Origin of the sequence: Paraburkholderia sp. EG286B (assembly GCF_040965655.1) — a bacterium.
Lineage (GTDB): Bacteria > Pseudomonadota > Gammaproteobacteria > Burkholderiales > Burkholderiaceae > Paraburkholderia.
The window spans coordinates 316832-339874 of the sequence record NZ_JBFRCF010000001.1 but is presented as its reverse complement, the minus strand read 5'-3'; the positions used below and the strand labels follow the sequence as shown (position 1 = coordinate 339874).

Sequence of the window (23043 nt, the reverse complement as noted above, 5' to 3'; positions counted from 1 at the left end):
TTTTTTAACGCTGCGCCCGGACACTTATCCCAGCAGCAGCGCGTCGTCGTCGAGCTTCTCGTGGCGGGTCTGCTCGAACATGCGCAGCAGATCCGGCACGTCGAGGCCGCGGCGCGCATCTCCCGAAACGTCGAGCACCACCTGCCCCTGGTGCAGCATCACCGTGCGCTGGCCGTAGTCGAGCGCCTGGCGCATGCTATGCGTGACCATCATGGTCGTGAGCCTGGCCTCTTCCACGATGCGTGCGGTCAGCTCCAGCACGAACGCGGCCGTTTTCGGATCGAGCGCTGCCGTATGCTCGTCGAGCAGCAGGATGCGCGAAGGCTGCAGCGACGCCATCAGCAGACTCACCGCCTGGCGCTGGCCGCCCGAAAGCAGGCCGATGCGATCGGTCAGGCGGTTTTCCAGGCCCAGATTCAAAAGACGCAGCTTCGCGCGAAACAGCTCGCGATCCTGCTTTTTGAGCGCGGGGCCGAAGCCGCGGCGCTTGCCGCGCGCCATCGCGAGCGCCATGTTTTCTTCGATGGTGAGCGCCTCGCAGGTGCCGGCCATCGGGTCCTGGAACACGCGTGCCACGAGATGCGCGCGGTCCCATGCCTGCTTCTTCGTGACGTCCTGGCTGTCGATGGTGATCGTGCCGTCATCCACCCTCTGGTCGCCGCTGATCGCGTTGAGGAAGGTGGACTTGCCCGCGCCGTTCGAACCGATCACGGCCACGAACTGGCCGCTCGGGATCTCGAGCGTGAGGCCGCGCAGCGCGCGTGTTTCGATCGGCGTGCCGGGGTTGAAAGTCAGTTTGAGGTCTTTGGCGCTGAGCATCTCATGCCCTCCCGTTCTTGCGGCCAAACAGCTTTTTGCGCGTGGCGGGCAGCACGAGCGCGATCGTCACGAGCACGGCGGTGACGAGGTTCAGGTCCTGCGCCTTCAGGCCGATGAAGTCGCTGTTGAGCGCAAGCGCAATGAAGAAGCGATAGAGAATCGCGCCGAGCACGGCGGCGAGCGTGGTCAGCATGAGCCGGCGCGCGGGCAGGATGCTCTCGCCGATGATCACGGCCGCAAGCCCGATCACGATGGTGCCGATGCCCATCGAAATGTCCGAGCCGCCCTGGGTTTGCGCGAAGAGCGCGCCGGCCAACGCGACGAGCGCGTTGGAGAGCGCCATGCCGGCGAGCGTCGCGCGGCCCGTGGCGATGCCCTGTGCGCGCGCCATGCGCGGGTTCGCGCCGGTCGCGCGCAGCGCGAGGCCGTATTGCGACGAGAAGAACCAGTCCACGCCGAACTTCGCGGCCAGCACGACGACGAGGAGCGCGAGCGGACGCAGCACGTAGTCGGGCAGCCAGGCGGGCTGGATGATCGTGAATACCGTCGATTCGGAAATGAGCGGCACGTTCGGCGCGCCCATCACGCGCAGGTTGATCGAATAGAGCGCGATCATCATCAGGATGCTCGCGAGCAGATCCATGATCTTCAGGCGCACGTTGAGCCAGCCGGTGATGAAGCCGGCGATACCGCCCGCAACGATCGCGCAGGCGGTGGCGAGAAACGGATCGTGACCGGCCGCGATCAGCGTGGCGGCTACGGCGCCGCCCAGCGGGAAGCTGCCGTCGACGGTGAGGTCGGGGAAGTTGAGGATGCGAAACGAGATCAGCACCCCGAGGGCCACGAGACTGAAGATCAGGCCGATCTCGAGCGCGCCCAGAAGCGAGTAGAGGGACATGGGGAAGAATCCTGTTGCAGTCTGCGGCGGCGGTGCGCCGGAGTCGACGCGCGGCGCACCGCCCGGATGGGGCGGCGTGCCGTTGCGCACGTAAGTGGCCGTTATCGGGCCTGGCAGTGCGGCTGCGTGTGATGCGCCATGCCTGCGCCTTACTTCACGACCGTGGTCGCGTCCTTGAGCAGATCGGCCGAGAGCGTCACGCCCTGCTTTTGCGCGGCGGCGGGGTTCACGAACAGTTGCAGCTGGCTGCTGGTTTCCGAGGCGATCGTGCCGGGCTTCTCGCCCTTGAGAATACGCACGACGACCTTGCCGGTCTGGTGGCCGAGGTCGCTGTAGTCGATGCCGAGCGCCGCGATGGCGCCGCGCTTCACGCTGTCCGTATCGGAGGCGACGAGCGGGATCTTCGCGTCGTTGGCGACCTTCACGAGCGCTTCGTAGGCCGAAACGACGTTGTTGTCAGTGTTCGTGTAGATCACGTCGACTTTGCCGATCAGGCTCTTCGCTGCGGGGCCGATGTCCACGGTACGCGGCGCGGCGGCTTCCTTGAGCGTCATGCCCTGTTGTGCGAGCAGTTCCTTGAGCGCCTTCACGACGACGACCGAATTCGCTTCGCCGGGGTTATAGACCATGCCGACGGTCTTTGCGTTGGGCACGACGCGCTTGATGAGCGCGACCTGCTTGTCGAGCGGCAGCTTGTCGGATACGCCGGTCACGTTGGTGCCGCTAGGCGTCCACGTCTTGACGAGCTGCGCGGCCACCGGATCGGTCACGCCCGAGTACACCACGGGCACGGACTTCGTTGCGGCCACAACGGCTTGTGCCGAAGGCGTCGCGATGGCGACGATCGCGCTCGGGTTGTCGCCCACGAACTTGCGGGCGATCTGCGCGGCGGTGCCCGTGTTGCCCTGCGCGCTCTGGTATTCCCACTTGAGGTTCTTGCCGGCGTCGTAGCCCGCGGCCTTCAGTTCGTCGCGCACGCCGTCGCGGATTGCGTCGAGCGCGGGGTGCTCGACGATCGACACCACTTCCACAGTCGCGGTCTCGGCGGCGCGTGCGGCGGCCGAAGTCAGCGCGAGTGCGGCGGCGCCGGCGATCAGGGAAAGGGTGGCGGCAGCGGCTGCCTGCTTGAAGGTCTTCATTCTGTTTGATCTCCCCCGAGTGCTGGGTTCTTGCGGTTTTTTCGGATCTGCACGGTGCGGCGTCGCCGGCTTCACGCGTGGCGCGAGAGCACGCGGCATGCGCCGTAGTGGTGCATGCGGGCGCGGCGAGGGAGCGAGGATACCACCGTCTCTTGCGGGGCTGGAACGCTGTGGAAGGTCAGTGAGGCGGGCGCGCGACGGTGTCGCGCAGATTAATTCGAAACTGGGCGATCCGATTATGAGAAAAATTCGCGCTTTGGCGAGAGCTTTCGCGGTTTGGGAGTGAAAGGCGGAAAGTAGGGGTGATGCGAGATTTATGATGGCAGTTCAATGAATATAAAAATTCAATTTTAAGGCTTTCGTAATGTTTGTGCTTTGAAATCAATGATTTGGCGCCTTTTGCATTTAGGGTAATCCCGGCTGATCGATTATTGGATGGGCGATTTTATCGCGATAAAAGATTAACTTTGAGCTTTGTTGCAAGATGCAATTCGCCAATCAGATTTCGTTAAAATTAAAATAACGATCGAGGGCGCGTAATAATCAAAAAAGCCAGTAATTCCAGATACCCGCACCAGCCGGTCATCTCAGCCGCGATGGTGCTCCACCACCCGCCTGAAAGACCATTTTCCCGAGCGTTTTCAAGCGCTTTCCAGCATGCCCCTCTATTGACCGATGTCAAAACTCAACTCGATATCCGAAAAAACCCTTGGTTGCGATGAAATGGGATTATTGATAGCATCCGCGGGTCGCTGATTCAGGCCGGTCCACCTTTCCGGTACGAATTGCAGCGAACGGGGCAGGCGGAATGCTTGCGCAACAGAGTCTGTAACTCAGCAGTCTCTCCGAACTCAGCCGCCTATCAGGGCGCTGATACACGCCGGGCCCCGTCACGTCTTTTTCTCTGGTGCTCGTTGTGGTTGTTCCCCATTGAAACTCATTGGGGCGCTGTTCGTTTGCGCAGGTCATCCCGTCTGACCGGTTGACCCAAAAACAATCGAGGAGCTCCTGATGATGCCGCTGTTGTCCCTTAACCGCCTTACCTCCGTTTCCGTGGCCGCCGCGCTGCTCGCCTTTGGTGCAAGCGCAAACGCCGACACCGTGAAGATCGCCATTGCCGGCCCGTTCAGCGGCCCGGTCGCCCAGTACGGCGACATGGTCAAGGCGGGCGCGCTGACTGCGATCGAGCAGATCAACGCCGCCGGCGGTGTGAACGGCAACAAGCTCGAAGCCGTCCTGATGGATGACTCGTGCGAGCCGAAGCAGGCTGTCGCCGTCGCCAACAAGATCGTTTCGCAGCACATCCAGTACGTGGTCGGCCACGTCTGCTCGGGCTCGACGATTCCCGCTTCGGACATCTACGAGAACGAAGGCGTCGTGATGGTCACGCCGTCGGCCACCGCGCCGCAGCTGACCGAAGGCAAGAAGCGCCAGTTCATCTTCCGCACCATCGGCCGCGACGACCAGCAAGGTCCGGCTGCTGCCGCCTACATCATCAACAAGGTCAAGCCGAAGAAGGTCGCGATCCTGCACGACAAGCAGTCGTACGGCCAGGGCATCGCCACCTCGGTCAAGGCCGCGCTCGACAAGGCGCACATTCCGGTCGTCGTGTTCGAAGGCATCAACGCCGGCGATTCGGACTACTCGGCAGTCGTCACGAAGCTCAAGTCGCAGGGCGTGGACTTCGTCTACTTCGGCGGCTACCACCCGGAAATGGGCCTGCTCATGCGCCAGTCGCGTGAACAGGGCGTGAAGGCCACGTTCATGGGTCCGGAAGGCGTGGGCAACAAGGACGTGACGGCCATCGCCGGCCCGGCTTCGGAAGGCATGCTCGTCACGCTGCCGGCCGACTTCGCCTCGGACCCCGCGAACGCCAAGCTCGTGAAGGCCTTTGCCGACGCGAAGCGCGACGCCAATGGCCCGTTCCAGATGCCGTCGTACGCAGCAGTCGAAGTGATCGCCGACGGCATTGCCGGCGCGAAGAGCACGGACCCGACCAAGGTCGCGGCCTACCTGCACAAGAACGCGTTCAACACGCCGATCGGCAAGGTCGAATACGACGCACAGGGCGACCTGAAGTCGTTCCGCTTCGTCGTCTACACGTGGCACAAGGACGCCACCAAGACCGCCGCGAACTGATCCCGGCGCTGCACGCTGCCAACGCCCCGCCTTTCCTCGTGGCGGGGCGTTTTCATGGCGGTTGTGCGCGCAACTAAAAAAGGGTTGGTACGGTTCCAAAGGTCTCTCATCGGCTTCACGGCCGCGGGGCTTACGCATGAATGATTTTCTTCCTCAGTTCACCCAGCAGCTCGTCAACGGGCTCACGCTGGGTGCGATCTATGCGCTGATCGCCATCGGCTACACGATGGTCTACGGCATCATCGGCATGATCAACTTCGCTCACGGCGAGATCTACATGATCGGCGCCTATGTGGGCCTTGTCACGCTCACGGCCATCGGCACCTCGGCGGGTTATCCGCTGCCGCTCGTGCTGGGCGCGGCGCTCATCGTCTCGGTGGTGGTCACCGGGCTCTACGGTTTCGCGGTCGAGCGCGTGGCGTACCGGCCGCTGCGCGGCGGCCCGCGCCTCGTGCCGCTCATCTCCGCCATCGGCATGTCGATCTTCCTGCAGAACTATGTGCAGATCGGGCAGGGCGCGCGCGACGTGTCCGTGCCGATGCTCATTTCCGGCGCGCTCGACTTCAACATGGGCGGCAACTTCGAAGTGACGGTTCCGTACTCGCGCATGCTGATCGTCGGCGTGACGCTCGTGCTGATGATCGCGCTCACGCTCTTCATCTCGCGCTCGCGCATGGGCCGCGCGTGCCGCGCCTGCGCGGAAGACATGAAGATGGCGAACCTGCTCGGCATCGACACGAACCGCGTGATCTCGTTCACGTTCGTGCTCGGAGCCATGCTCGCGGCGGTGGGCGGCGTGCTGATCGGTCTCACGATCGGCAAGCTCAATCCGTATATCGGCTTCATCGCGGGCATCAAGGCGTTCACGGCCGCGGTGCTGGGCGGCATCGGCAGCATTCCGGGCGCAATGCTCGGCGGCGTGCTGCTCGGCCTCGCCGAAACCTTCGCTTCGGGCTACATGCCTGCGGAGTACAAGGACGTCGTGGCCTTCGGCCTGCTCGTGCTCGTGCTGCTCTTCCGTCCCACCGGCCTGCTCGGCAAGCCGGACGTCGAAAAGGTGTGAGGTCGAAATGAGTCAGACTGTTTCGGTTCGCGTGGCCGCAGAGGGCCCGTCCTCGTCGCAAACGGTGAAAGGCGCGCTCGCCGCCGCCGTGGCGACCATCATCCTCACGGCCCCCATTCTCGGCCTGCAGCTCACGCTGGACGGCTATGAGGTCGTGCTGCAGCAGCACTGGCGCCCGGTGTGGATCGCGGCTGCCGTGGTGTTCGTGTTCCAGCTCGTCAAGCCGATGTTCGTGCGCGCCACGAGTCAGGTGCGCTTGCCCCGGGCCCCCGCGCTCGGCGCGCGTCAGCAGCGGGTGGCGATCTGGGTGCTGCTCGCGTTCGGCGCGGTGTTCCCGTTCCTCGGTTCGCGCGGCGCGATCGACGTGGCGACGCTCGCACTCATCTACGTGATTCTCGGCCTCGGCCTCAATATCGTGGTGGGCTTCGCGGGTCTGCTCGACCTCGGCTACGTGGGCTTCTATGCGGTGGGCGGCTATACGTATGCGCTGCTCAACCAGTACTTCGGCTTCACGTTCTGGGAGTGCCTGCCGCTCGCCGCGCTCGCCGCGGCCACCTTCGGTTTCGTGCTCGGCTTCCCGGTGCTGCGCCTGCGCGGCGACTATCTGGCCATCGTCACGCTCGGCTTCGGCGAGATCATCCGCCTGCTGCTCAACAACCTCACGAGCATCACGGGCGGCCCGGACGGCATCTCGAGCATTCCCAAGCCCACCGTGTTCGGCTTCGAAATGGCCCGCCACGCGAGCGTGGAAGGCGCGAAGACGTTCAACGAGCTGATCGGCATCGAGTACAGCGGCGAGCACATGGTGATCTTCCTGTACCTGCTCGCGCTCGTGCTGGTGGCGTTCACGCTGTTCGTCACGAGCCGCCTGCTGCGCATGCCGATGGGCCGCGCCTGGGAAGCGCTGCGCGAAGACGAGATCGCGTGCCGCTCGCTGGGTCTGAACCCCACGCGCATCAAGCTCTCGGCATTCACGCTGGGCGCGTCGTTCGCGGGTCTCGCCGGTGCGTTCTTCGCGGCGCGCCAGGGGCTCGTCACGCCCGAGTCGTTCACCTTCATCGAGTCGGCGCTGATACTCGCCGTGGTGGTGCTGGGCGGCATGGGCTCGCAGCTGGGCGTCGTGCTCGCCGCGATCCTGCTCACGGCGCTGCCCGAAGTGGCGCGCGGCTTTGCCGAGTACCGCATGCTGATCTTCGGTCTGGTGATGGTGCTGATGATGATGTGGCGTCCGCAGGGCCTGTTGCCCGCGAGCCGTCCGCACGTGGAGTTGCCGCAATGAGCGCACAAGCGTTGTTGAAAGTAGCCGGCCTGCAGATGCGCTTCGGCGGTCTGCTGGCCGTGGACGGCATCGACTTCGACGTGCGTCCGGACGAAGTCTTCGCGATCATCGGGCCGAACGGCGCGGGCAAGACCACGGTGTTCAACTGCGTGGGCGGCTTCTACAAGCCCACCGCGGGCGACATCGTGCTCGAAGGTCACGCCATTACCGGCCAGCCGAGCCACCAGGTCGCGCGCCGCGGCCTCGTGCGCACGTTCCAGAACATTCGCCTCTTCAAGCAGCTGACGGTGCTGGAAAACCTCATGGTCGCCCAGCACCTGAAGGTCAACCGCAACATGCTGAGCGGTCTGTTCGCGACGCCCGCCTATCGCCGCGCCGAACGCGCCGCGCTCGAGCGCGCCGCGTACTGGCTCGAGCGTGTGGGCCTGAAGCCGGTCGCGAACCGCGAGGCGGGCACGCTCTCGTACGGCCATCAGCGCCGGCTCGAAATCGCGCGCTGCATGATCACCGATCCGCGTCTGTTGATGCTCGACGAACCCGCGGCGGGCCTGAACCCGCAGGAAAAGGTCGAGCTGCAGCAGATGGTCGACGGCTTGCGCAACGAGTTCGGAATCTCCGTACTCCTGATCGAACACGACATGAGCCTCGTGATGGGCGTGTCGGACCGCATCCTGGTGATGGAGCACGGCAAGCCGATCATGATCGGCAAGCCCGACCAAGTGCGCAACGACCCGCGCGTGATCAAGGCCTATCTCGGAGAGGACTGATGCTGAAGCTGGAAAAGGTCCATACCCATTACGGCGCGGTGGAAGCGCTGGCGGGCGTGTCGATCGAAGTGAACAAGGGCGAGATCGTCACGCTGATCGGCAGCAACGGCGCCGGCAAGACCACGCTCATGATGACCGTGTGCGGCACGCCGCGCGCATCGGCCGGGAAAGTGACGTTCGAAGGAGAGGACATCACGCGCATGCCCACGCATGAAATCATGCGCAAGGGCATGGCGATTTCGCCGGAAGGCCGCCGCGTATTCCCGAGCCTCACGGTGCTCGAAAATCTGCAGATGGGCGGCTTCTTCGCCTCGCAGCACGAGATCGATGCGGGCATCGAGCACGTGTTCAAGCTGTTTCCGCGCCTGAACCAGCGTGCGAAGCAGCGTGCGGGCACGATGTCGGGCGGCGAGCAGCAGATGCTCGCCATCGGCCGCGCGCTCATGAGCAAGCCGCGTTTGCTGCTGCTCGACGAGCCCACGCTCGGCCTCGCGCCGCTCGTGATCGCGCAGATCTTCGACATCATCCGCACGATTCGCGAAGAGGGCGTGACGGTGTTCCTCGTCGAGCAGAACGCGAACAAGGCACTGCACGTGGCCGATCGCGGCTATGTGCTCGAAACCGGACGCGTGGTGCTCGCCGACAGCGCCGACAATCTGCTCGCCAACGACAACATCAAGCGCGCCTATCTGGGCGGTTGATCGTCGCGAACAAGACCGCACTGCGGCCCGCGTCATCCGCGTTCATGGAGCGTGGGAGGCGCGGGCCGCTTCTTTTTGCGTCGACGGATGTCGAATCAATCGCCGCGCGCGATCGCAAGCTGCGCGATCAAGCGCATCAGCTCGGCCTGGCGGCGCGTGGTGGTTTTCGCGAACACGTGATGCAGATGCGTGCGCACGGTCGAGGGCAGCACCTGCAGCGCTTCGGCCACGTCTTTCGGGTTGAGGCCCTTGCCGACCTCGCAGGCCACCCGTGCTTCCGCGGGCGTGAGGCCGAACAGCGCGATCAGGCGCGTTTCCACGCCGCGCCGCGACGATTGCGGATCGATCACGATGAGCATGGCCGTGCCGGCGCGCGCGCCGTGGGCGCAGTAGTCGGCGTGACGGCGTTCGCCTAGCGGCGAAACGAGCGCCTGCAGCGGCTCGTCGGGCGGCTGGCGGGCGATCAGCATTGCGCCGCCGCTGCGCCCGCGCCCGTCGCGCCCCGCGGCTCGCGCGATCAGCGAGCGTAGCTGTTGGGTGGCGGCAGCCGTGGCGGCGCTGAGCGCGGCGTGTTCGGTACGCAGCCCGTTTGCGCGCGCGAGCTGCGCCGTGGCGGCGCGATTCGCGAACACGATGTGCGCATCGGCGTCGACGATCAGCACGCCATGCGCGAGCGCGTCGAGTGCGTCCGCGGGGGCATTCGCGCTTTGATCGCGCGAGGCGAGGGTGCGGGCCGTGTGCCGCTGCACGCGCAACGCATTGCGCAGATGCGGCAGCAGCGTGCGCAGCGCATCCAGTTCGTCCTCGCTATAGAAGCGTGTTTCATGGCGCAGCGCGCCGAGCACGGCGGCCATATCGCCTTCACGCAGCACGTTTGCGAAGGCCACCGTGTAGAAGCGCTGCGGGCGCACCCACTCCTGCACGAAGGCGCTGCGTTGCAGACTCCCCTGCGGGTGGATCATCGTGTCGGTGACGAGCGTGCCGGCGGCCCAGCGGCGCACCTGCGGCACGAGCGGATCGAAGCTGCCGTAGTGCTGCGCGTACGATTGGGCAAACGAAGCGTCGATGCCGTCCCACTCGGCGAGCGAGAACGTGCTTTCGGGCGGCAGCATGGTGAGATTGACGTGTTGCGCACCGATGCGTTGCGCAATGCGCGCGCACACATCGGGCCAGCGTTGCGCGTCGAAGCCGGCATCGTAGATCGCGTCGATCAGGCAGCCGGTATCATCCGGCTCGCCGTACCGCACGCGCGCGCTGTGTGCCACAGTATCGATAGCCGCGGCGTGTGCGGCCGTGGTGGGCCCCATGATGGTCTCCGGGCTGAAATTTATTAACGCAGAAGGCCTCAGGGCAGGCCGCGCGAGGTTGCATATAGGGCCATGTGGCACTGCAGCGACGCGAGGGGGCGCTCAGGCGCAAATCCACGTTTGCAAACGGCAGGCGGGAGGGGATGCACTGCAACATCCCGGGGTACCTATTCTGAATGAATAGACGATAAAACCTACGATTCGCTTTCGTCGGGAGAGATTTCGGGTTTCGTTACATCCGATGCATTCCGGGTACTGGACAAGCGCGCCGCGCTCACGATAATTGAGCGTCCAAACAGGCGCGCCGCACGGGGAAAAGGCGGTGCGCGCCAGTGAAAGTCAGAGATAGCGGAGAGTCCTTGGATGTCTGAAGAGTACGAAGTGCATGGGCCGCACGACCACGCGGTCGAACACGCCGCGGCGGGCCATGGCGGGCACGGCGAGGGCGATCCGTTCCCGGGCCGCATGGCGGTGATGACGGCGATCCTCGCTTCGATTGGAGCGATCTTTGCCTATCAGAGCGGCAACAGCGAGAACCAGGCGCTCTATTACAAGAACGAAGCGGCGATCCGCAAGACCGAAGCCGCGAATCAATGGGCCTACTATCAGGCGAAGGGCGAGAAACAGAATCTCGCGGAGCTGGGCGCGCAACTCTCGGCGCTCGCGCCGAATTCGGACGCCGCGCAGAAGCGCTTCGCCGCCGACGCCGACCGCTATCGCCAGCAGAAGGAGCCGATCCGCGCCAAGGCGGAGGCGCTCGAAAAAATCGTCGAGCAGGACGATGCGCTGAGCGAGCACGTGCTGCACGGCCATCATCGCTGGGCTCAGGCCACGACGCTCATCCAGATCTCGATCGCGCTCACGGCGATTACGCTGCTCACGCGGCGGCGCTGGCTGCTCAATACGTCGGTGGGCGTCGCCATCGTCGGGGTGGGGCTGGGCGCGATGGCGTTCTTCGGCGGCTGAGCGCTTACCCGCCGCACACGATCGCCGTGAGCAGCAGCGGCACGACCGATTGCACGGTCGCGTCGCTGTTGGCTTCGCGCACGCGCGAGCGCACCTTTTCCGCGGGCGCGGACACGACCACGCCGTAGAGCGGCGAGGTGATCTCCTTGCCGGCGCCGCGCCTGAAGAGCGTGTCGTCGCGGTCGTAGCCGAGCACCACGTAAATGGGGAAGCCGAACGCGCTCAGGCGGGTGCCGCGCACCGGGCTGAACGCGTTGACCGAATTCGCTTCCACTCGGCTCGGCTGGGGATCGATGGATTTTTCGTCTATCAGCGACGAAATGAACGTGTGGGGATCGGACTTGCAGTCGAACTGCTGGTCGTGTGCGGCGGATTGCGTGGATTGCGCATGCGCGGCCACCGGGACCAGCAGGGCGGCAAAAGCGGCAAGGCCGCTCAGCGCGTTCCGCAGCGTGCTGGCCGGGAACGCGAGTATCACGGGAGTGTGGCGCTTGGTCATGGCTACGAGCAGCAATGCCGGGAGAAGACCGGTTGATTCCATTCGACAGCCGGACTTCGTTCGTGTTCAAAGCTTACGGCACATAAATTGCGCGGGCGGTGCGCCCGCGCACATCCGCATACCGGATCGGGGCGGCTAGAGCATCGACTTCGCCTGGCTCAGGATCTTGTCGCAGACCTGCTTCGTGGCCTCCTCCTTGAGGCCGCCGCCCGTGAGGTCGAGCTTCTGTCCGTTGCCGGCCGTGAGGATGCCGCTCGTGCCCTGCGTATAGCCGCTATCCGTCGTGTTCGCGCCGCCGGGCAGCTTGCCGAGCAGCGAGTCCTTCACGTTGCTCGCGGCGTCGGCGTTCAGGTAATTGTTCTTGATGCAGTACTGCAGCACGCCGGTGACATTGCCGAGACTGTTCGAGGTGAGCGAGGGCGCCGATAGCGAGTTGCCGAGGCCGCCCAGATTGCCGAGCGCGCCCTGTGCCGAACCGCTGTTGCTGCCGCCCTGGTTGAGCAGGTTGCCGAACTGCGCCTGTGCGGCACCCCAGGGGGCGAGCAGCGCCAGGGTCAAGGTGGCCATCAACGCCGTGCCTTTGCGTGGCGTAGCGACGCCCGGAACAGAGGTTTGCATACACGAATCTCCGTGGTGGTTCAGTGCGCCCTTACTATAGACGGATTCGTTTACCCGGCTTCGCTACGTGACGCCGCACGAGCGTTCGGTTAGCGGCGGTGCAACCGGTGCGAAGTGCGACCGCCGGGTCTCGCGTGAAGGTTTCATGATGCGTCCGATGATTTCATCGGCATGTCATTTGTTGCGGGCACAACGATAACGCTGCAGAAGCAAACCCGGCATCCGCCGGGGCGGATGTGTCTTAAGTGGTATGCATGCGTTCGGAATTGTGTAGGGCACACAGCGTGTGCCGGCTACGCAACGATTGAGCCTGTTACAAGTGTATCTACGCTGTAAAACACTGCGTTTTCAGGCCTTTTTCGGCGATCTTCGCGGCTATTCAAGGTGGAGATTGTTTCTAACCGTAACACTTATTACGGCCCTCCTCATCGGCTGGTTTCAGGTGGTATGCTTCCTGCACAAATTCTCCCTTGCACGAGTGAGACCACGTGTATTGCGTCAATACAGTGAAAGAACGCACTGCCAGAGTGCGCATCGCGACGCAAATGAACACGTCATACAAGCATATGGTGCAACCGAGCTAGCCAAGGCGGGCAACAAGATCCGCAAGCCAGTGCTCCGTCACTGCAGCCCCGGTCCGGCTGCGTGGAGAACAGCATGAATTTCGAAGAACTGAGCGACGACGAGTGGATGCAGGTGTCTTCGCTCGTGTCAGATGAACCTCCAATCAGACTCAACCGGCGCGGCCGCCCTCGTGCCGAGCCGCGCGTCGTGGCCAATGCCGTCCTCTGGATTCTCACCACCGGTGAGTCGTGGTCGCGCTTGCCCGCGCGTTATCCGTCCGGGCCTACCTGCCGTCGTCGTTTCGAGGAATGGCACGGCAGCGGCACGCTGATCGAACTGGTCGAGCTGCTCTCGCAGCGCGGCCGCAAGTTCGTGTATGTGCCGCAGCCGGCGCAGGCCGATGCGCAACCCGTTGCAGTCGCAGTCGAGGAAGTCGCCGAGGACGATGGCCAGCCGGCCGTGTTCTGGAAGAGCCCCGAAGCCTGGCAGGCGCCCGCTGCGCTCGCCGACGCGCCGCTTGCCGATCCCATGGAAAGCATGATGCGTCAGCTCGCGGGCGGCGAACCGGCATTGCCCGTTTCGATCGACGCGCCTGTCGTGTCGGCCGCAACGAGTGCAACGACTGTTGCGAGTGCGACGCGTTCGCAGAGCGATGGGCCGTTCGCACCGTTCTCGCCTTCCCGCGTGAGCAAGCCCGTTGCGACCCGCGCGATGCCGCGCGACGCGTCGCATCGCAGCGCGCACCCGGCGGGCGGCGTGGTGCAGGTCGCGGAATGGCGCGGCTACACGATGAGCCTCACCGTGCAGCCCGTGCGCAACCGCATGTTCCGCGGCGCCGTGGAAATCCTCAAGGACGGCAAGCGCATCGAGCGCTCGGGCCTGATCGGGCCGCCGTTCCAGGATCGCGAATCGGCGCGCAATTTCGCCTTCGACTGGGCGCGTGAATGGCTCGATCGCGAAGGCATGGCCGAGTCCGCGTCCGGCGCTACGTGGCCGGGTTCGCCTCTCGCCAAGCATGCCGCGTCGAAGGGCGCTGCACAGAGCGCTTCGCAAACGGCGTTGCCCGGTGCCGCACCGCACGCGCCCATCCAGGCGCCAGGCGTGACGCGCGGCGATCCGTCCAATGCCGCCGCCGCACGCGCGTTGCCTGCGGCCGTGCCGGGCAGCGTGCGGCTCGCGCCGCTGCCAGCGCCGGTACAGCGTTACACGGCTACGGGCGCACTGCTCACGGGCAGTGAAGCGCGCGATGCCAATACGTCGTCGTCCGGCACTGCCGAGCGACGCACCGTCGGCACCACCGGAACGCGCTACCGCACGCTTTCGCGCTGATCCTGCAAGGCCGCGCGCATTGCGCGCGCGGCCTTCCTGCATTGCCTCTCCTGCTTGCTTCACTGCCTGCCGTACTGATCGTCGAGACGCACGATATCGTCTTCACCGAGATACGAGCCCGACTGCACCTCGATGATCTCGAGCGGCATCTTGCCGGGATTTTCCAGTCGATGCGACACGCCGAGCGGGATGTACGCCGACTCGTTTTCCGAAACGATGAAGCGTTCTTCCCCACGCGTGACGAGCGCGGTGCCGCGGACGACGACCCAATGCTCGGCGCGATGGTGGTGCATCTGCAGCGAGAGGCGTGCGCCCGGTTCGACCACGATCCGCTTGACCTGGAAGCGCTCGCCGCTGTCCACGCTGTCGTAGTGACCCCACGGGCGATGCACGAGGCGGTGCGCCACGGCTTCGGTGCGGCGTTCCTGCTTCAGGCGCTGCACGATCTTCTTGACGTCCTGGGCGCGCGAGCGGTCGGCGACGAGCAGGGCGTCCGGGGTCTCCACGACCACGAGGTCCTTCGTGCCGAGGCAGGCCACGAGCCGGCCGTCCGAATGCGCGAAGGTGTCGCTGGCGCCTTCGAACATCACGCGGCCGTGCGCGACGTTGCCTTCGTCGTCCTTGGGCGAAACCTGCCAGACGGTGTCCCATGAACCGAGGTCGGTCCAGCCGGCCGTGAGCGGCACGACCACGCCGCTTGCGATCGTCGGGTCGCCGGCGAGCGGTTCCATCACGGCGTAGTCGATCGAGTTCGAAGGCGAACGTGCGAACGCTTCGCTATCCACACGGAAGAAGTCGCCGTCTGCCTTGCCGTGCTCGATCGATTCCGCGCATGCGGAGTAGATGGCCGGATGGAAATGGCGAATCGCCTTGAGCCAGGTCGATGCGCGCACGATGAAAATGCCGCTGTTCCACCAGTAGCGCTGCGAAGCGACGTACTGCTGCGCCAGCTCGAAATAGGGCTTTTCGACGAAGCCGTTCAGACGCCGCGCACCGTTGGGTTCGGCGTTCGCGAGCGGCTCGCCCACGTGAATGTAGCCATAGCCCACTTCGGGATGCGTGGGCACGATGCCCATCGTCACGATCTGGCCGTTCGCCGCGTGACGCACACCTTCGGCCACAGTGTTCTGGAACGCTTCGAGGTCGGCAAGCGCGTGGTCGGCCGGCATCACCACGAGAATGCCGTCTTCCTGCTTCGCGACCACCGACATCGCGGCGATCGTGAGCGCGGGCGCCGTATCGCGGCCCACCGGCTCGAGAATCAGACGCGCCTGCTTGCCCGCCGCGCGAACCTGGTCGGCGGTGGTGAAACGATGTTCTTCATTGCAGACGATCAGCAACTCCTCTGCGAGCGTTACGCGCTCGGCGAGCGCATCGAGGCGGCCCGCGGTGTTGGCCAGCAGCGACTGCTCGCCAACGAGGTTGATCATCTGCTTCGGATATTGCTCGCGCGACAGTGGCCACAGCCGCGAGCCCGCGCCGCCCGCAAGCACCACAGGGCACACCTGCAATGCACTGCGCGTTTCGGCACGCGTCTGCGACGCGTTTGCCGATGCCGTAGCGGAACCCGTATCCGTCATCTCGCTCTCCTGAAAAAGGTATCGGTGATGCGATTTGTAGCATGCTTAAAATCGTCATAAATAGATTCGTAAAGAAGAAAACGAAAAATATTCGAATTAAATTTAAATCACGCTTCCGTCATAGCGAAATTCCGATAAAAAATTCAATAAAAATTCCGCTGCCGGCCGCCGCAATTTCTTGTCGGAACCCAAAATCAGGCGTCCAGGCAGGAAAAATCTGCCGGAATGACCGGGGTTGTGAGCCAGTGCGGGTGTGAGTGTCGGCAATCTTTGCCGACAAAAGTCGCGAAAAATTGACCCGAAAGGGGCGAAACAATTGGAGATACTTTTGAGGCTTGCGGCCGGAATTTTTATCGCGCCTTATTAGGGTTTATTCGGATCAGAATTCGCGACGCCAGACGTTTTTCGCGGCGACGCAGTCCCAGAAACTTTTGAAGCGACCGGCCATGATTTGCAGTGCGTGGCCGCGTTTCATTTTTTAAACCCGAGGTGCCGGACATGCTCAGCGTTCTAGCCAGAATTTTCGACGTTGCCGCCATTGCCGCTGGAGCGCTGCTCGCGGCCGCCTTGCATCGTGGCCAGTTCGTGCCGCTCACCGACGCGGAGAGCGTGGCGCTCGCGTTCAACTGCGTGCTCGCGATCTGGATGTTCCCGGCGTTCGGCATCTACAAGTCGTGGCGCGGCAAGTCGCTCTACGTCCTCTTTGCGCGCGTGTGCGCCGCCTGGCTCGCCGTGGAGGGCACGGGCATCCTGCTGAGCTTCAGCCTGCACCGCGCCGATTCGCTCTCGCGCCTGTGGCTCGCGTACTGGGTCGTCGCCTCGGTGGCCCTGCTGATCGTCTCGAAGGCGCTCGTGCACATGGTGCTGCGTGGCATTCGCCGCGAGGGCTACAACCAGAAGGCCGTGGCGGTGGTGGGCGGCCCGCGCTACGGGCGCTTCCTGATCGAGCACATGCGTTTTCACCCGGAAGCGGGCTTTCACCCGGCGCTCGTGTTCGACGAGGACAGCGACGCGGACGGCGACGCGGCAATCGACGGCGTGCCCGTGGAGCGCAACCTCCAGGCGATGCTCGAATTCGTGCGCAAGAACGAGGTCCGCGAGCTGTGGCTCGCCTTGCCGATCACCAAGGAGCGCACGATCCATCGCATCGTCACCGCTTTGCGCAACGACTTCGTGAACATCCGCTTCATCCCGGACGTGCGCAGCCTGTCGTTCTTCAGCCAGCCCGTGGTCGATCTGCTCGGCGTGCCGGCCATCAATCTCGCGGCCTCGCCGGTCACGGATCTGCGCGTGCTGCCCAAGCGCTTGTTCGACATCGTGTTCGCGGGCGGCGTGCTGGTCGCGCTGGCGCCGCTGCTGGCGGTCATTTCGCTCGCCGTGAAGCTCACGTCGAAGGGTCCGGTGTTCTTCAAGCAGCGCCGCAAGGGGCTCGATGGCAACGAATTCGAAATCTACAAGTTCCGCTCGATGAAGGTCCATGCGGAAGTCGCGGGGCAGATCACCCAGGCGCGCCGCAACGATCCGCGCGTGACGCGCGTGGGCGCGTTCCTGCGCCGTACGAGCCTCGACGAGCTGCCGCAGTTCATCAACGTGCTCAAGGGCGAGATGTCGGTGGTGGGTCCGCGCCCGCACGCGCTGGCCCACGACGACATCTACAAGGACCTCGTGCGCGGCTACATGGCGCGCTATCGCATCAAGCCGGGCATCACGGGCTGGGCGCAGGTCAACGGCTTTCGCGGCGAAACCGATCGCGTGGAAAAGATGCGCGACCGCGTGCGCTTCGATCTGCACTACATGCAGCACTGGAGCTTCGCGCTCGACCTGCGCATCGTGGCGATGACCATGTGGAAGGGCTTCGCAGGCCAGAACGCATATTGAGGCGAAGCGAGTGCGCGCGATGCTGGTGTGCGCAACGTTTCGCGTGACATGAAGAATCAATCACTTTTGAGGTGGGCATGAATCTGACGATCATTGGCAGCGGTTATGTGGGTCTCGTGACGGGCGCCTGTCTTGCCGACATTGGCAACGACGTGTTTTGCCTCGACGTCGACGAACGCAAGATCGACCTGCTCAATCAGGGCATCGTGCCGATTCACGAGCCGGGCCTGAAGGAAATCATCGAGCGCAACGTGCGCGCGCGCCGGCTGAAGTTCTCGACCGACGTGGAAGCGGCGGTCGCGCACGGCGACGTGCAGTTCATCGCCGTGGGCACGCCGCCCGACGAAGACGGCTCCGCCGACCTGCAATACGTGCTGGCGGCCGCGCGCAACATCGGCCGCCACATGACGGGCTTCAAGGTGGTGGTGGACAAGTCCACGGTGCCGGTCGGCACGGCCGCGCTCGTGCACGACGCGATCGCCTCCGAACTGCGCAAGCGCGGCGAGAGCCACATGTTCTCGGTGGTCTCGAACCCCGAGTTCCTCAAGGAAGGCGCGGCAGTCGAGGACTTCGCGCGGCCCGACCGCATCGTGCTGGGCTGCAACGACGACGTGCCCGGTGAGCGTGCGAAAGAGGTGATGAAGCGGCTCTATGCGCCGTTCAACCGCAATCACGAGCGCACGCTCTACATGGACGTGCATTCGGCCGAATTCACCAAGTACGCGGCCAACGCCATGCTCGCCACGCGCATTTCGTTCATGAACGAACTCGCGAATCTCGCCGACCGCGTGGGCGCCGATATCGAGGCCGTGCGCCGCGGCGTGGGCTCGGACCCGCGCATTGGCTACGACTTTCTCTATGCGGGCTGCGGCTACGGCGGCTCGTGCTTCCCGAAAGATGTGAAGGCGCTCATGCGCACTGCCGAGGATTTCGGCGAGCCGCTGCAGATCCTGCGCGCCGTGGAGTCCGTCAATGAAGCGCAGAAGCAGGTGCTCGCACAGAAGATCGTTACGCGCTTCGGCTCCGACCTCACGGGCCGCACGTTCGGCGTCTGGGGGCTCGCGTTCAAGCCGAACACCGACGACATGCGCGAGGCGCCGAGCCGCACGCTCATCGCCGAACTGCTCGCGCGCGGCGCCACGGTCAAGGCTTACGACCCGGTCGCGACCGCCGAGGCGCAGCGCGTACTCGCGCTCGATCTCGCGCACGCGCCGGAACATCAGGCGCGGCTGTCGTTCGTGAACGACGCGATGGAAGCCGCAAGCGAAGCCGATGCCGTGGTGGTCGCCACCGAATGGAAGGTCTTCAAGGCGCCCGACTTCGAAACGCTCAAGTCGCAGCTGAAGATGCCGATCGTGTTCGACGGCCGCAATCTGTACGAGCCGTCGGCGCTGCAGGAACTCGGCATCGAGTACCACGCCGTGGGCCGCGCCAGCGCGACCCAGGCAAGCCGCGCGCGCGCCGAAACCGCCGCAACGCAGGCAGTGGCCTGAGCGTTGCCGGGCTTCGCGCATAGCGTCATGTAAAGGAAGGGAGTCACGCGATCATGATCAAGAACGTGCTCATCGTCTGCCACGCCAACGTCTGCCGCTCGCCGGCGGCGGAACAGCTCTTTCGCGAGCGTCTGAGCGAACAGACAGGTTCACGGCCGGAATCGTTTCAATCGGCGGGCCTGCGTGCGCGCGATGGGGACGACATGGACCCCGTGATGCAGTGGCTCCTTGCCGAGCGCGGCATGAAGGTGGGCGAGCATCAGTCGCGCCGCCTCACCAGCCGTCTCGTGCGCTCCGCAGACCTCGTGCTCGTGACCGAGCGCCGCCAGGTCGCCGCGGTCGAGCGCATTGAACCCACCGCGCGCGGCAAGGTGTACGCGCTCGGTAATTGGGAGAACTCTGATGTCAGCGATCCGCATGGGCTCCATGAGTCCGCGTATCGCCAGAGTCTTGAATTGATGGATCGTATGGTTAAGGGATGGTTGAGCCGAATATGCCAATGACAAAACTGAAACTGACGGCTGTGGTCGCGTTGAGCGTCTTCGTTTCCGCGTGCGCGACGGCGCCCGGCAATTATCTCGACACGTCGAGCCTGAAAGAACAGCCGAACAACCAGCCGCAGCAGCAATTCAACGTGACGCTCATCACGCAGCAAGTCGTGCTGCAGCAGGCGCAAGCGGCCGCAGCCCAGCCGAAGGCGCCGCTGCCGCCCTCGAAGTTCTCGAGCGCTGCCGACTACACCTATCACATCGCGCCGCAGGACATTCTCGGCGTGACCGTGTTCGATCACCCCGAGCTGTCGACGCCGCAGGGCTCGACGTTCTCCACGGGCGGCAACACGACGCAGACGGTGGGTCAGGCGCTCACGCAGCCCTATACCAACGCGCTGCCGGGCCAGGCCGACCCGTACGGACAGACCGTGGCCAAGGACGGCACGATCTTCTTCCCGTTCGTGGGCCGCATCATGGCCGCGGGCAAGACGCCCGGCCAGATCCGCGACCAGCTCGCGTCCGGCCTCGGCCCCTACGTGAAGAACCCGCAGGTGGACGTGCGCGTGCTCGCGTACCGCAGCCAGAAGGTGCAGATCACGGGCGACGTGAAGACGCCGGGTCCGCTCTCGATGAGCGACGTGCCGCTCACGCTGGTGGACGCCATCACGCGCTCGGGCGGCACGACCGACAACGCCGACATCAACCGCGTGCGCCTCACGCGCCACGGCAAGCTGTACATCCTCGATGCGAACCGCATGCTCGACGGCGGCGATTCGACTCAGAACGTGCTGCTGCAGGACGGCGACGTCATCAATATTCCGGATCGTTCGGATAGCAGAATTTTCGTGATGGGCGAAGTGAAGACGCCGCTGCAGACGAACCTGATTCGCGGTGACCTCACGATCGCCGACGCGCTCACCCAGGCGGGCGGCATTCTCGATACCGACGCGAACCCGCGCCAGATCTTCGTGATGCGCGGCATGAAGGACAACCCAACGCAGCCAGAGATCTACCGTCTCGACATGACCAAGCCCGACGCGATCATGCTTTCGTCGCAGTTCCAGCTCAAGCCGCTGGATGTGGTGTACGTGGGCACGGCCGCTTCGACGACCTTCAACCGTGTGTTGCAGCAGGTGCTGCCGACCATCCAGACCGTCTTCTATCTGAAGCAGATCGCGAAGTAACAGCGTGATCGAAACGCTTCGAAAGAGGATGCAGGAGCAACACCTAAACAACGGGATTGAATCGTGACCATACAAGCCAATAGCCAGGCGGCCCCGGCGGCCCGCACCGAGGAAGAGGACGTCGTCCTCGGCCAGTTGCTGCGCGTCATCATCGACGACATCGGCTGGCTCATCGCGATCGCGGCGGCGGTGATCGCCATGGCCGTGTTCTACTGCTTCATCGCCAAGCCGGTCTATACGGCCGACACCCAGGTTCGCGTGGAGCCTTCCGACTACACGTCGCAGGCCCTCACGCAAACGCAAACCGGCGCGAACATCAGCTCGGGATCGTCGACGGGCAGCCTGCCCACCGACGCCGAGATCCAGATGATCAAGAGCCGCAGCGTGGTCGAACCGGTGGTGAAGCAGTTCAAGCTGAACACCACCGTCACGCCGGTCATGCTGCCGTTGATCGGCAGCCTGTCCGCGCGTCTCGCGACACCGGGCACGCCCGCGCGTCCGTGGTTCGGGTTGAGCAACTGGCTCGGCAACTTTGCGTGGGGCGGCGAAGTCATCAACATCGACTCGATCGAGGTCACGCCCGAGCTCGAAGGCAAGAAGCTCTCGCTGACCGCCCTCGACAACGATCGCTACGTGATTTCGACGCCGGACGGCGCGCGCCTGCTCGAAGGCACGGTCGGCCAGGTCGAGCAGGGCGGCGGTGTCAAGCTGCTCGTCAACAAGCTCGTTGCGCGTCCGGGCACCCGCTTCAATGTCGTGCGCCTGAACGACCTCGATGCGATCAGCGGCTTCCAGAACGCGATCCAGGTTCAGGAGCAGGGCAAGCAAACGGGCGTGATCGACATCTCGCTCGAAGACAACGACCCCGAGCACGCGGCCGCAATCGCGAACGCGGTGGCGCAGTCGTACCTGCGCGAGCACGTGGCGACCAAGCAGGCCGACGCGAGCAAGATGCTCGACTTCCTGCGCAGCGAACAGCCGCGCCTGAAGTCGGACCTCGAGAACGCCGAAGCGGCGCTCACGGCTTACCAGAGCAAGTCGGGCTCGATCAACGCAAGCGACGAAGCGAAGATCTATCTCGACGGCAGCGTGCAGTACGAGCAGCAGATCTCGGCGCTGCAACTGCAGATCGCCTCGCTCCAGCAGCGCTTCGGCGACCAGCACCCGGTGCTGATCGCGGCGCGCCAGCAGCTCGCGCAGCTGCAGGGCGAGCGTGCGAAGTACGACACGAAGTTCCGCGACCTGCCGGCCACGGAAGTGAAGGCCGTGCAGCTGCAGCGTGACGCGAAGGTGGCCGAGGACATCTACGTGCTGCTGCTCAACCGCATCCAGGAGCTTTCGGTGCAGCGCGTGGGCACGGGCGGCAACGTGCATATCGTCGATCCGGCCCTGCGCCCCGGCAACCCGTCGAAGCCCAAGAAGCTGCTGATCGTCTCGGCGGCGTCGCTGCTCGGCGTCATTCTCGGCACGGGCTTCGTGCTCATGCGCCGCAACATGTTCAAGGGCATCGTCGATCCGGATCAGATCGAGCGCTCGTTCCAGCTGCCGGTGTACGGTCTCGTGCCGCTTTCGCCGGAGCAGCTGGCGCTCGAAAAGCGCGCCCCGGTGCGCGGCGGCACGCGTCTGCGTGAAGTGCTCGCGAACTCGCGCCCCAAGGACCTCACGGTCGAAAGCCTGCGTAGCCTGCGCACCTCGCTGCAGTTCAGCGTGATGGACGCGCGCAATCGCGTAGTCATGCTGACGGGTTCGGTGCCGGGCGTGGGCAAGAGCTTCCTGACCGCGAACCTCGCCGTGCTGCTCGCGCATTCGGGCAAGCGCGTGCTGATGATCGACGGCGACATGCGCCGCGGCGCGCTCGAGCGTCATCTGGGCGGCCCCCAGGAAAACGGCTTCTCCGAGCTGCTCTCGGGGCAGATTTCGCTGGACGAGGCGATTCGCGCGACCGAAGTGGACAACCTGCACTTCATGTCGTGCGGCCGCCGTCCGCCCAATCCGTCCGAGCTGCTGATGTCGCCGCGTCTGGGCCAGTACCTCGAAGGCCTGTCGAACCGCTACGACGTGCTGCTCATCGATACGCCGCCGGTGCTCGCCGTGACCGACGCCGCCATCATCGGCGGCCATGCGGGCTCGACGTTCCTCGTGCTGCGTTCGGGCATGCACACCGAAGGCGAAATCGCCGAGGCGCTCAAGCGACTGCGCAACGCCGGCGTGCGGGTGCAGGGCGGGGTGTTCAACGGCGTGCCGGCGAACACGCGCGGCAACTACGCCTATGGCTACGCGAACGTGCGCGAGTACCTGAGCGCATGACGCAAACGCCCTCATCAAGCAC

19 protein-coding genes are annotated in these 23043 nt (G+C 64.6%); 12 read left to right on the top strand and 7 right to left on the bottom strand.

The annotated features are described in order from the left end of the window. Positions 1–24: 24 nt before the first annotated feature. The 3 genes from AB4Y42_RS01500 to AB4Y42_RS01490 form a co-directional block, all read right to left on the bottom strand. Entirely contained in the window at positions 25–819 is a 795-nt protein-coding gene (locus AB4Y42_RS01500; protein WP_368688229.1) for an ABC transporter ATP-binding protein, read from the bottom strand. A gap of 1 nt (position 820) precedes the next feature. Continuing rightward, complete coding sequence (locus AB4Y42_RS01495) at positions 821–1717, bottom strand: ABC transporter permease (protein WP_342918692.1); 897 nt, start codon at positions 1715–1717, stop codon at positions 821–823. Between the two features lie 149 nt (positions 1718–1866). Beyond that, the gene (locus tag AB4Y42_RS01490) at positions 1867–2856 is read right to left on the bottom strand and encodes an ABC transporter substrate-binding protein (RefSeq protein WP_368693166.1); all 990 of its coding nucleotides are present in this window, start codon (positions 2854–2856) and stop codon (positions 1867–1869) included. A 1023-nt stretch (positions 2857–3879) separates the two neighbouring features. Here AB4Y42_RS01490 and AB4Y42_RS01485 point away from each other — a divergent pair. From AB4Y42_RS01485 to AB4Y42_RS01465, 5 genes are all read left to right on the top strand, one after another. Continuing rightward, the gene (locus AB4Y42_RS01485; protein ID WP_321927790.1) at positions 3880–4995 is read left to right on the top strand and encodes a branched-chain amino acid ABC transporter substrate-binding protein; all 1116 of its coding nucleotides are present in this window, start codon (positions 3880–3882) and stop codon (positions 4993–4995) included. Between the two features lie 136 nt (positions 4996–5131). Next, complete coding sequence (gene livH / locus AB4Y42_RS01480) at positions 5132–6058, top strand: high-affinity branched-chain amino acid ABC transporter permease LivH (protein WP_069266061.1); 927 nt, start codon at positions 5132–5134, stop codon at positions 6056–6058. A gap of 7 nt (positions 6059–6065) precedes the next feature. Further along, positions 6066–7337 (top strand): high-affinity branched-chain amino acid ABC transporter permease LivM, encoded by a 1272-nt coding sequence (locus AB4Y42_RS01475; RefSeq protein ID WP_368688232.1) that lies wholly within the window; start codon positions 6066–6068, stop codon positions 7335–7337. Further along, positions 7334–8104, top strand: coding sequence for a high-affinity branched-chain amino acid ABC transporter ATP-binding protein LivG (livG, locus tag AB4Y42_RS01470; protein ID WP_368688233.1), 771 nt, complete (start codon positions 7334–7336; stop codon positions 8102–8104). The genes AB4Y42_RS01475 and livG overlap by 4 nt, the downstream gene beginning before the upstream one ends. After that, the gene (locus AB4Y42_RS01465; RefSeq protein WP_028203114.1) at positions 8104–8805 is read left to right on the top strand and encodes an ABC transporter ATP-binding protein; all 702 of its coding nucleotides are present in this window, start codon (positions 8104–8106) and stop codon (positions 8803–8805) included. The genes livG and AB4Y42_RS01465 overlap by 1 nt, the downstream gene beginning before the upstream one ends. 95 nt (positions 8806–8900) lie before the next feature. Here AB4Y42_RS01465 and AB4Y42_RS01460 read toward each other — a convergent pair whose 3' ends face one another. Then, complete coding sequence (locus AB4Y42_RS01460; RefSeq protein ID WP_368688234.1) at positions 8901–10112, bottom strand: helix-turn-helix transcriptional regulator; 1212 nt, start codon at positions 10110–10112, stop codon at positions 8901–8903. 363 nt (positions 10113–10475) lie between these two features. Between AB4Y42_RS01460 and AB4Y42_RS01455 the strand changes: the two genes are divergently transcribed. Beyond that, complete coding sequence (locus AB4Y42_RS01455; protein WP_342918696.1) at positions 10476–11078, top strand: DUF4337 domain-containing protein; 603 nt, start codon at positions 10476–10478, stop codon at positions 11076–11078. Between the two features lie 4 nt (positions 11079–11082). Here AB4Y42_RS01455 and AB4Y42_RS01450 read toward each other — a convergent pair whose 3' ends face one another. Both AB4Y42_RS01450 and AB4Y42_RS01445 read right to left on the bottom strand, forming a co-directional pair. Beyond that, complete coding sequence (locus AB4Y42_RS01450; protein ID WP_368688235.1) at positions 11083–11619, bottom strand: hypothetical protein; 537 nt, start codon at positions 11617–11619, stop codon at positions 11083–11085. Between the two features lie 93 nt (positions 11620–11712). Further along, positions 11713–12144, bottom strand: a complete 432-nt coding sequence (locus AB4Y42_RS01445; RefSeq protein ID WP_368693398.1) for a DUF2501 domain-containing protein — start codon at positions 12142–12144, stop codon at positions 11713–11715. A gap of 708 nt (positions 12145–12852) precedes the next feature. Between AB4Y42_RS01445 and AB4Y42_RS01440 the strand changes: the two genes are divergently transcribed. Beyond that, complete coding sequence (locus AB4Y42_RS01440) at positions 12853–14088, top strand: transposase (protein WP_368688237.1); 1236 nt, start codon at positions 12853–12855, stop codon at positions 14086–14088. Between the two features lie 59 nt (positions 14089–14147). Here the strand turns inward: AB4Y42_RS01440 and AB4Y42_RS01435 are convergent, their stop codons facing one another. Next, complete coding sequence (locus tag AB4Y42_RS01435) at positions 14148–15668, bottom strand: mannose-1-phosphate guanylyltransferase/mannose-6-phosphate isomerase (RefSeq protein ID WP_368693165.1); 1521 nt, start codon at positions 15666–15668, stop codon at positions 14148–14150. Positions 15669–16166: 498 nt separating this feature from the next. On the opposite strand from AB4Y42_RS01435, the gene AB4Y42_RS01430 reads away from it, so the two are divergent. From AB4Y42_RS01430 to AB4Y42_RS01410, 5 genes are all read left to right on the top strand, one after another. Further along, positions 16167–17546 carry an undecaprenyl-phosphate glucose phosphotransferase gene (locus tag AB4Y42_RS01430; RefSeq protein ID WP_368693164.1) on the top strand — a complete coding sequence of 460 codons (1380 nt, stop codon included), beginning with the start codon at positions 16167–16169 and terminating at the stop codon, positions 17544–17546. Positions 17547–17623: 77 nt separating this feature from the next. Continuing rightward, a complete protein-coding gene (locus tag AB4Y42_RS01425) occupies positions 17624–19039 on the top strand; it encodes a UDP-glucose/GDP-mannose dehydrogenase family protein (RefSeq protein ID WP_069266050.1) in 1416 nt (471 codons plus the stop codon). A 53-nt stretch (positions 19040–19092) separates the two neighbouring features. Continuing rightward, positions 19093–19542 (top strand): low molecular weight phosphotyrosine protein phosphatase, encoded by a 450-nt coding sequence (locus tag AB4Y42_RS01420; protein WP_368688240.1) that lies wholly within the window; start codon positions 19093–19095, stop codon positions 19540–19542. Next, on the top strand, positions 19539–20714 hold the full coding sequence (locus AB4Y42_RS01415; protein ID WP_368688241.1) for a polysaccharide biosynthesis/export family protein: 1176 nt from the start codon (positions 19539–19541) through the stop codon (positions 20712–20714). Before AB4Y42_RS01420 ends, AB4Y42_RS01415 begins: the two co-directional genes overlap by 4 nt. Positions 20715–20774: 60 nt before the next feature. Continuing rightward, a complete protein-coding gene (locus AB4Y42_RS01410; protein ID WP_368688415.1) occupies positions 20775–23021 on the top strand; it encodes a polysaccharide biosynthesis tyrosine autokinase in 2247 nt (748 codons plus the stop codon). Positions 23022–23043 lie beyond the last annotated feature (22 nt).

Bases quoted from the DNA above. Each gene is read 5' to 3' on its own strand.
- AB4Y42_RS01450 (WP_368688235.1), bottom strand. From the start codon at position 11,619: ATGGAATCAACCGGTCTTCTCCCGGCATTGCTGCTCGTAGCCATGACC.
- AB4Y42_RS01495 (WP_342918692.1), bottom strand. From the start codon at position 1,717: ATGTCCCTCTACTCGCTTCTGGGCGCGCTCGAGATCGGCCTGATCTTC.
- AB4Y42_RS01500 (WP_368688229.1), bottom strand. From the start codon at position 819: ATGCTCAGCGCCAAAGACCTCAAACTGACTTTCAACCCCGGCACGCCG.
- AB4Y42_RS01490 (WP_368693166.1), bottom strand. From the start codon at position 2,856: ATGAAGACCTTCAAGCAGGCAGCCGCTGCCGCCACCCTTTCCCTGATC.
- AB4Y42_RS01420 (WP_368688240.1), top strand. From the start codon at position 19,093: ATGATCAAGAACGTGCTCATCGTCTGCCACGCCAACGTCTGCCGCTCG.
- AB4Y42_RS01455 (WP_342918696.1), top strand. From the start codon at position 10,476: ATGTCTGAAGAGTACGAAGTGCATGGGCCGCACGACCACGCGGTCGAA.
- AB4Y42_RS01440 (WP_368688237.1), top strand. From the start codon at position 12,853: ATGAATTTCGAAGAACTGAGCGACGACGAGTGGATGCAGGTGTCTTCG.
- livG (WP_368688233.1), top strand. From the start codon at position 7,334: ATGAGCGCACAAGCGTTGTTGAAAGTAGCCGGCCTGCAGATGCGCTTC.
- AB4Y42_RS01475 (WP_368688232.1), top strand. From the start codon at position 6,066: ATGAGTCAGACTGTTTCGGTTCGCGTGGCCGCAGAGGGCCCGTCCTCG.
- AB4Y42_RS01460 (WP_368688234.1), bottom strand. From the start codon at position 10,112: ATGGGGCCCACCACGGCCGCACACGCCGCGGCTATCGATACTGTGGCA.
- AB4Y42_RS01435 (WP_368693165.1), bottom strand. From the start codon at position 15,668: ATGACGGATACGGGTTCCGCTACGGCATCGGCAAACGCGTCGCAGACG.
- AB4Y42_RS01430 (WP_368693164.1), top strand. From the start codon at position 16,167: ATGCTCAGCGTTCTAGCCAGAATTTTCGACGTTGCCGCCATTGCCGCT.
- AB4Y42_RS01465 (WP_028203114.1), top strand. From the start codon at position 8,104: ATGCTGAAGCTGGAAAAGGTCCATACCCATTACGGCGCGGTGGAAGCG.
- AB4Y42_RS01415 (WP_368688241.1), top strand. From the start codon at position 19,539: ATGACAAAACTGAAACTGACGGCTGTGGTCGCGTTGAGCGTCTTCGTT.
- livH (WP_069266061.1), top strand. From the start codon at position 5,132: ATGAATGATTTTCTTCCTCAGTTCACCCAGCAGCTCGTCAACGGGCTC.
- AB4Y42_RS01445 (WP_368693398.1), bottom strand. From the start codon at position 12,144: ATGGCCACCTTGACCCTGGCGCTGCTCGCCCCCTGGGGTGCCGCACAG.
- AB4Y42_RS01425 (WP_069266050.1), top strand. From the start codon at position 17,624: ATGAATCTGACGATCATTGGCAGCGGTTATGTGGGTCTCGTGACGGGC.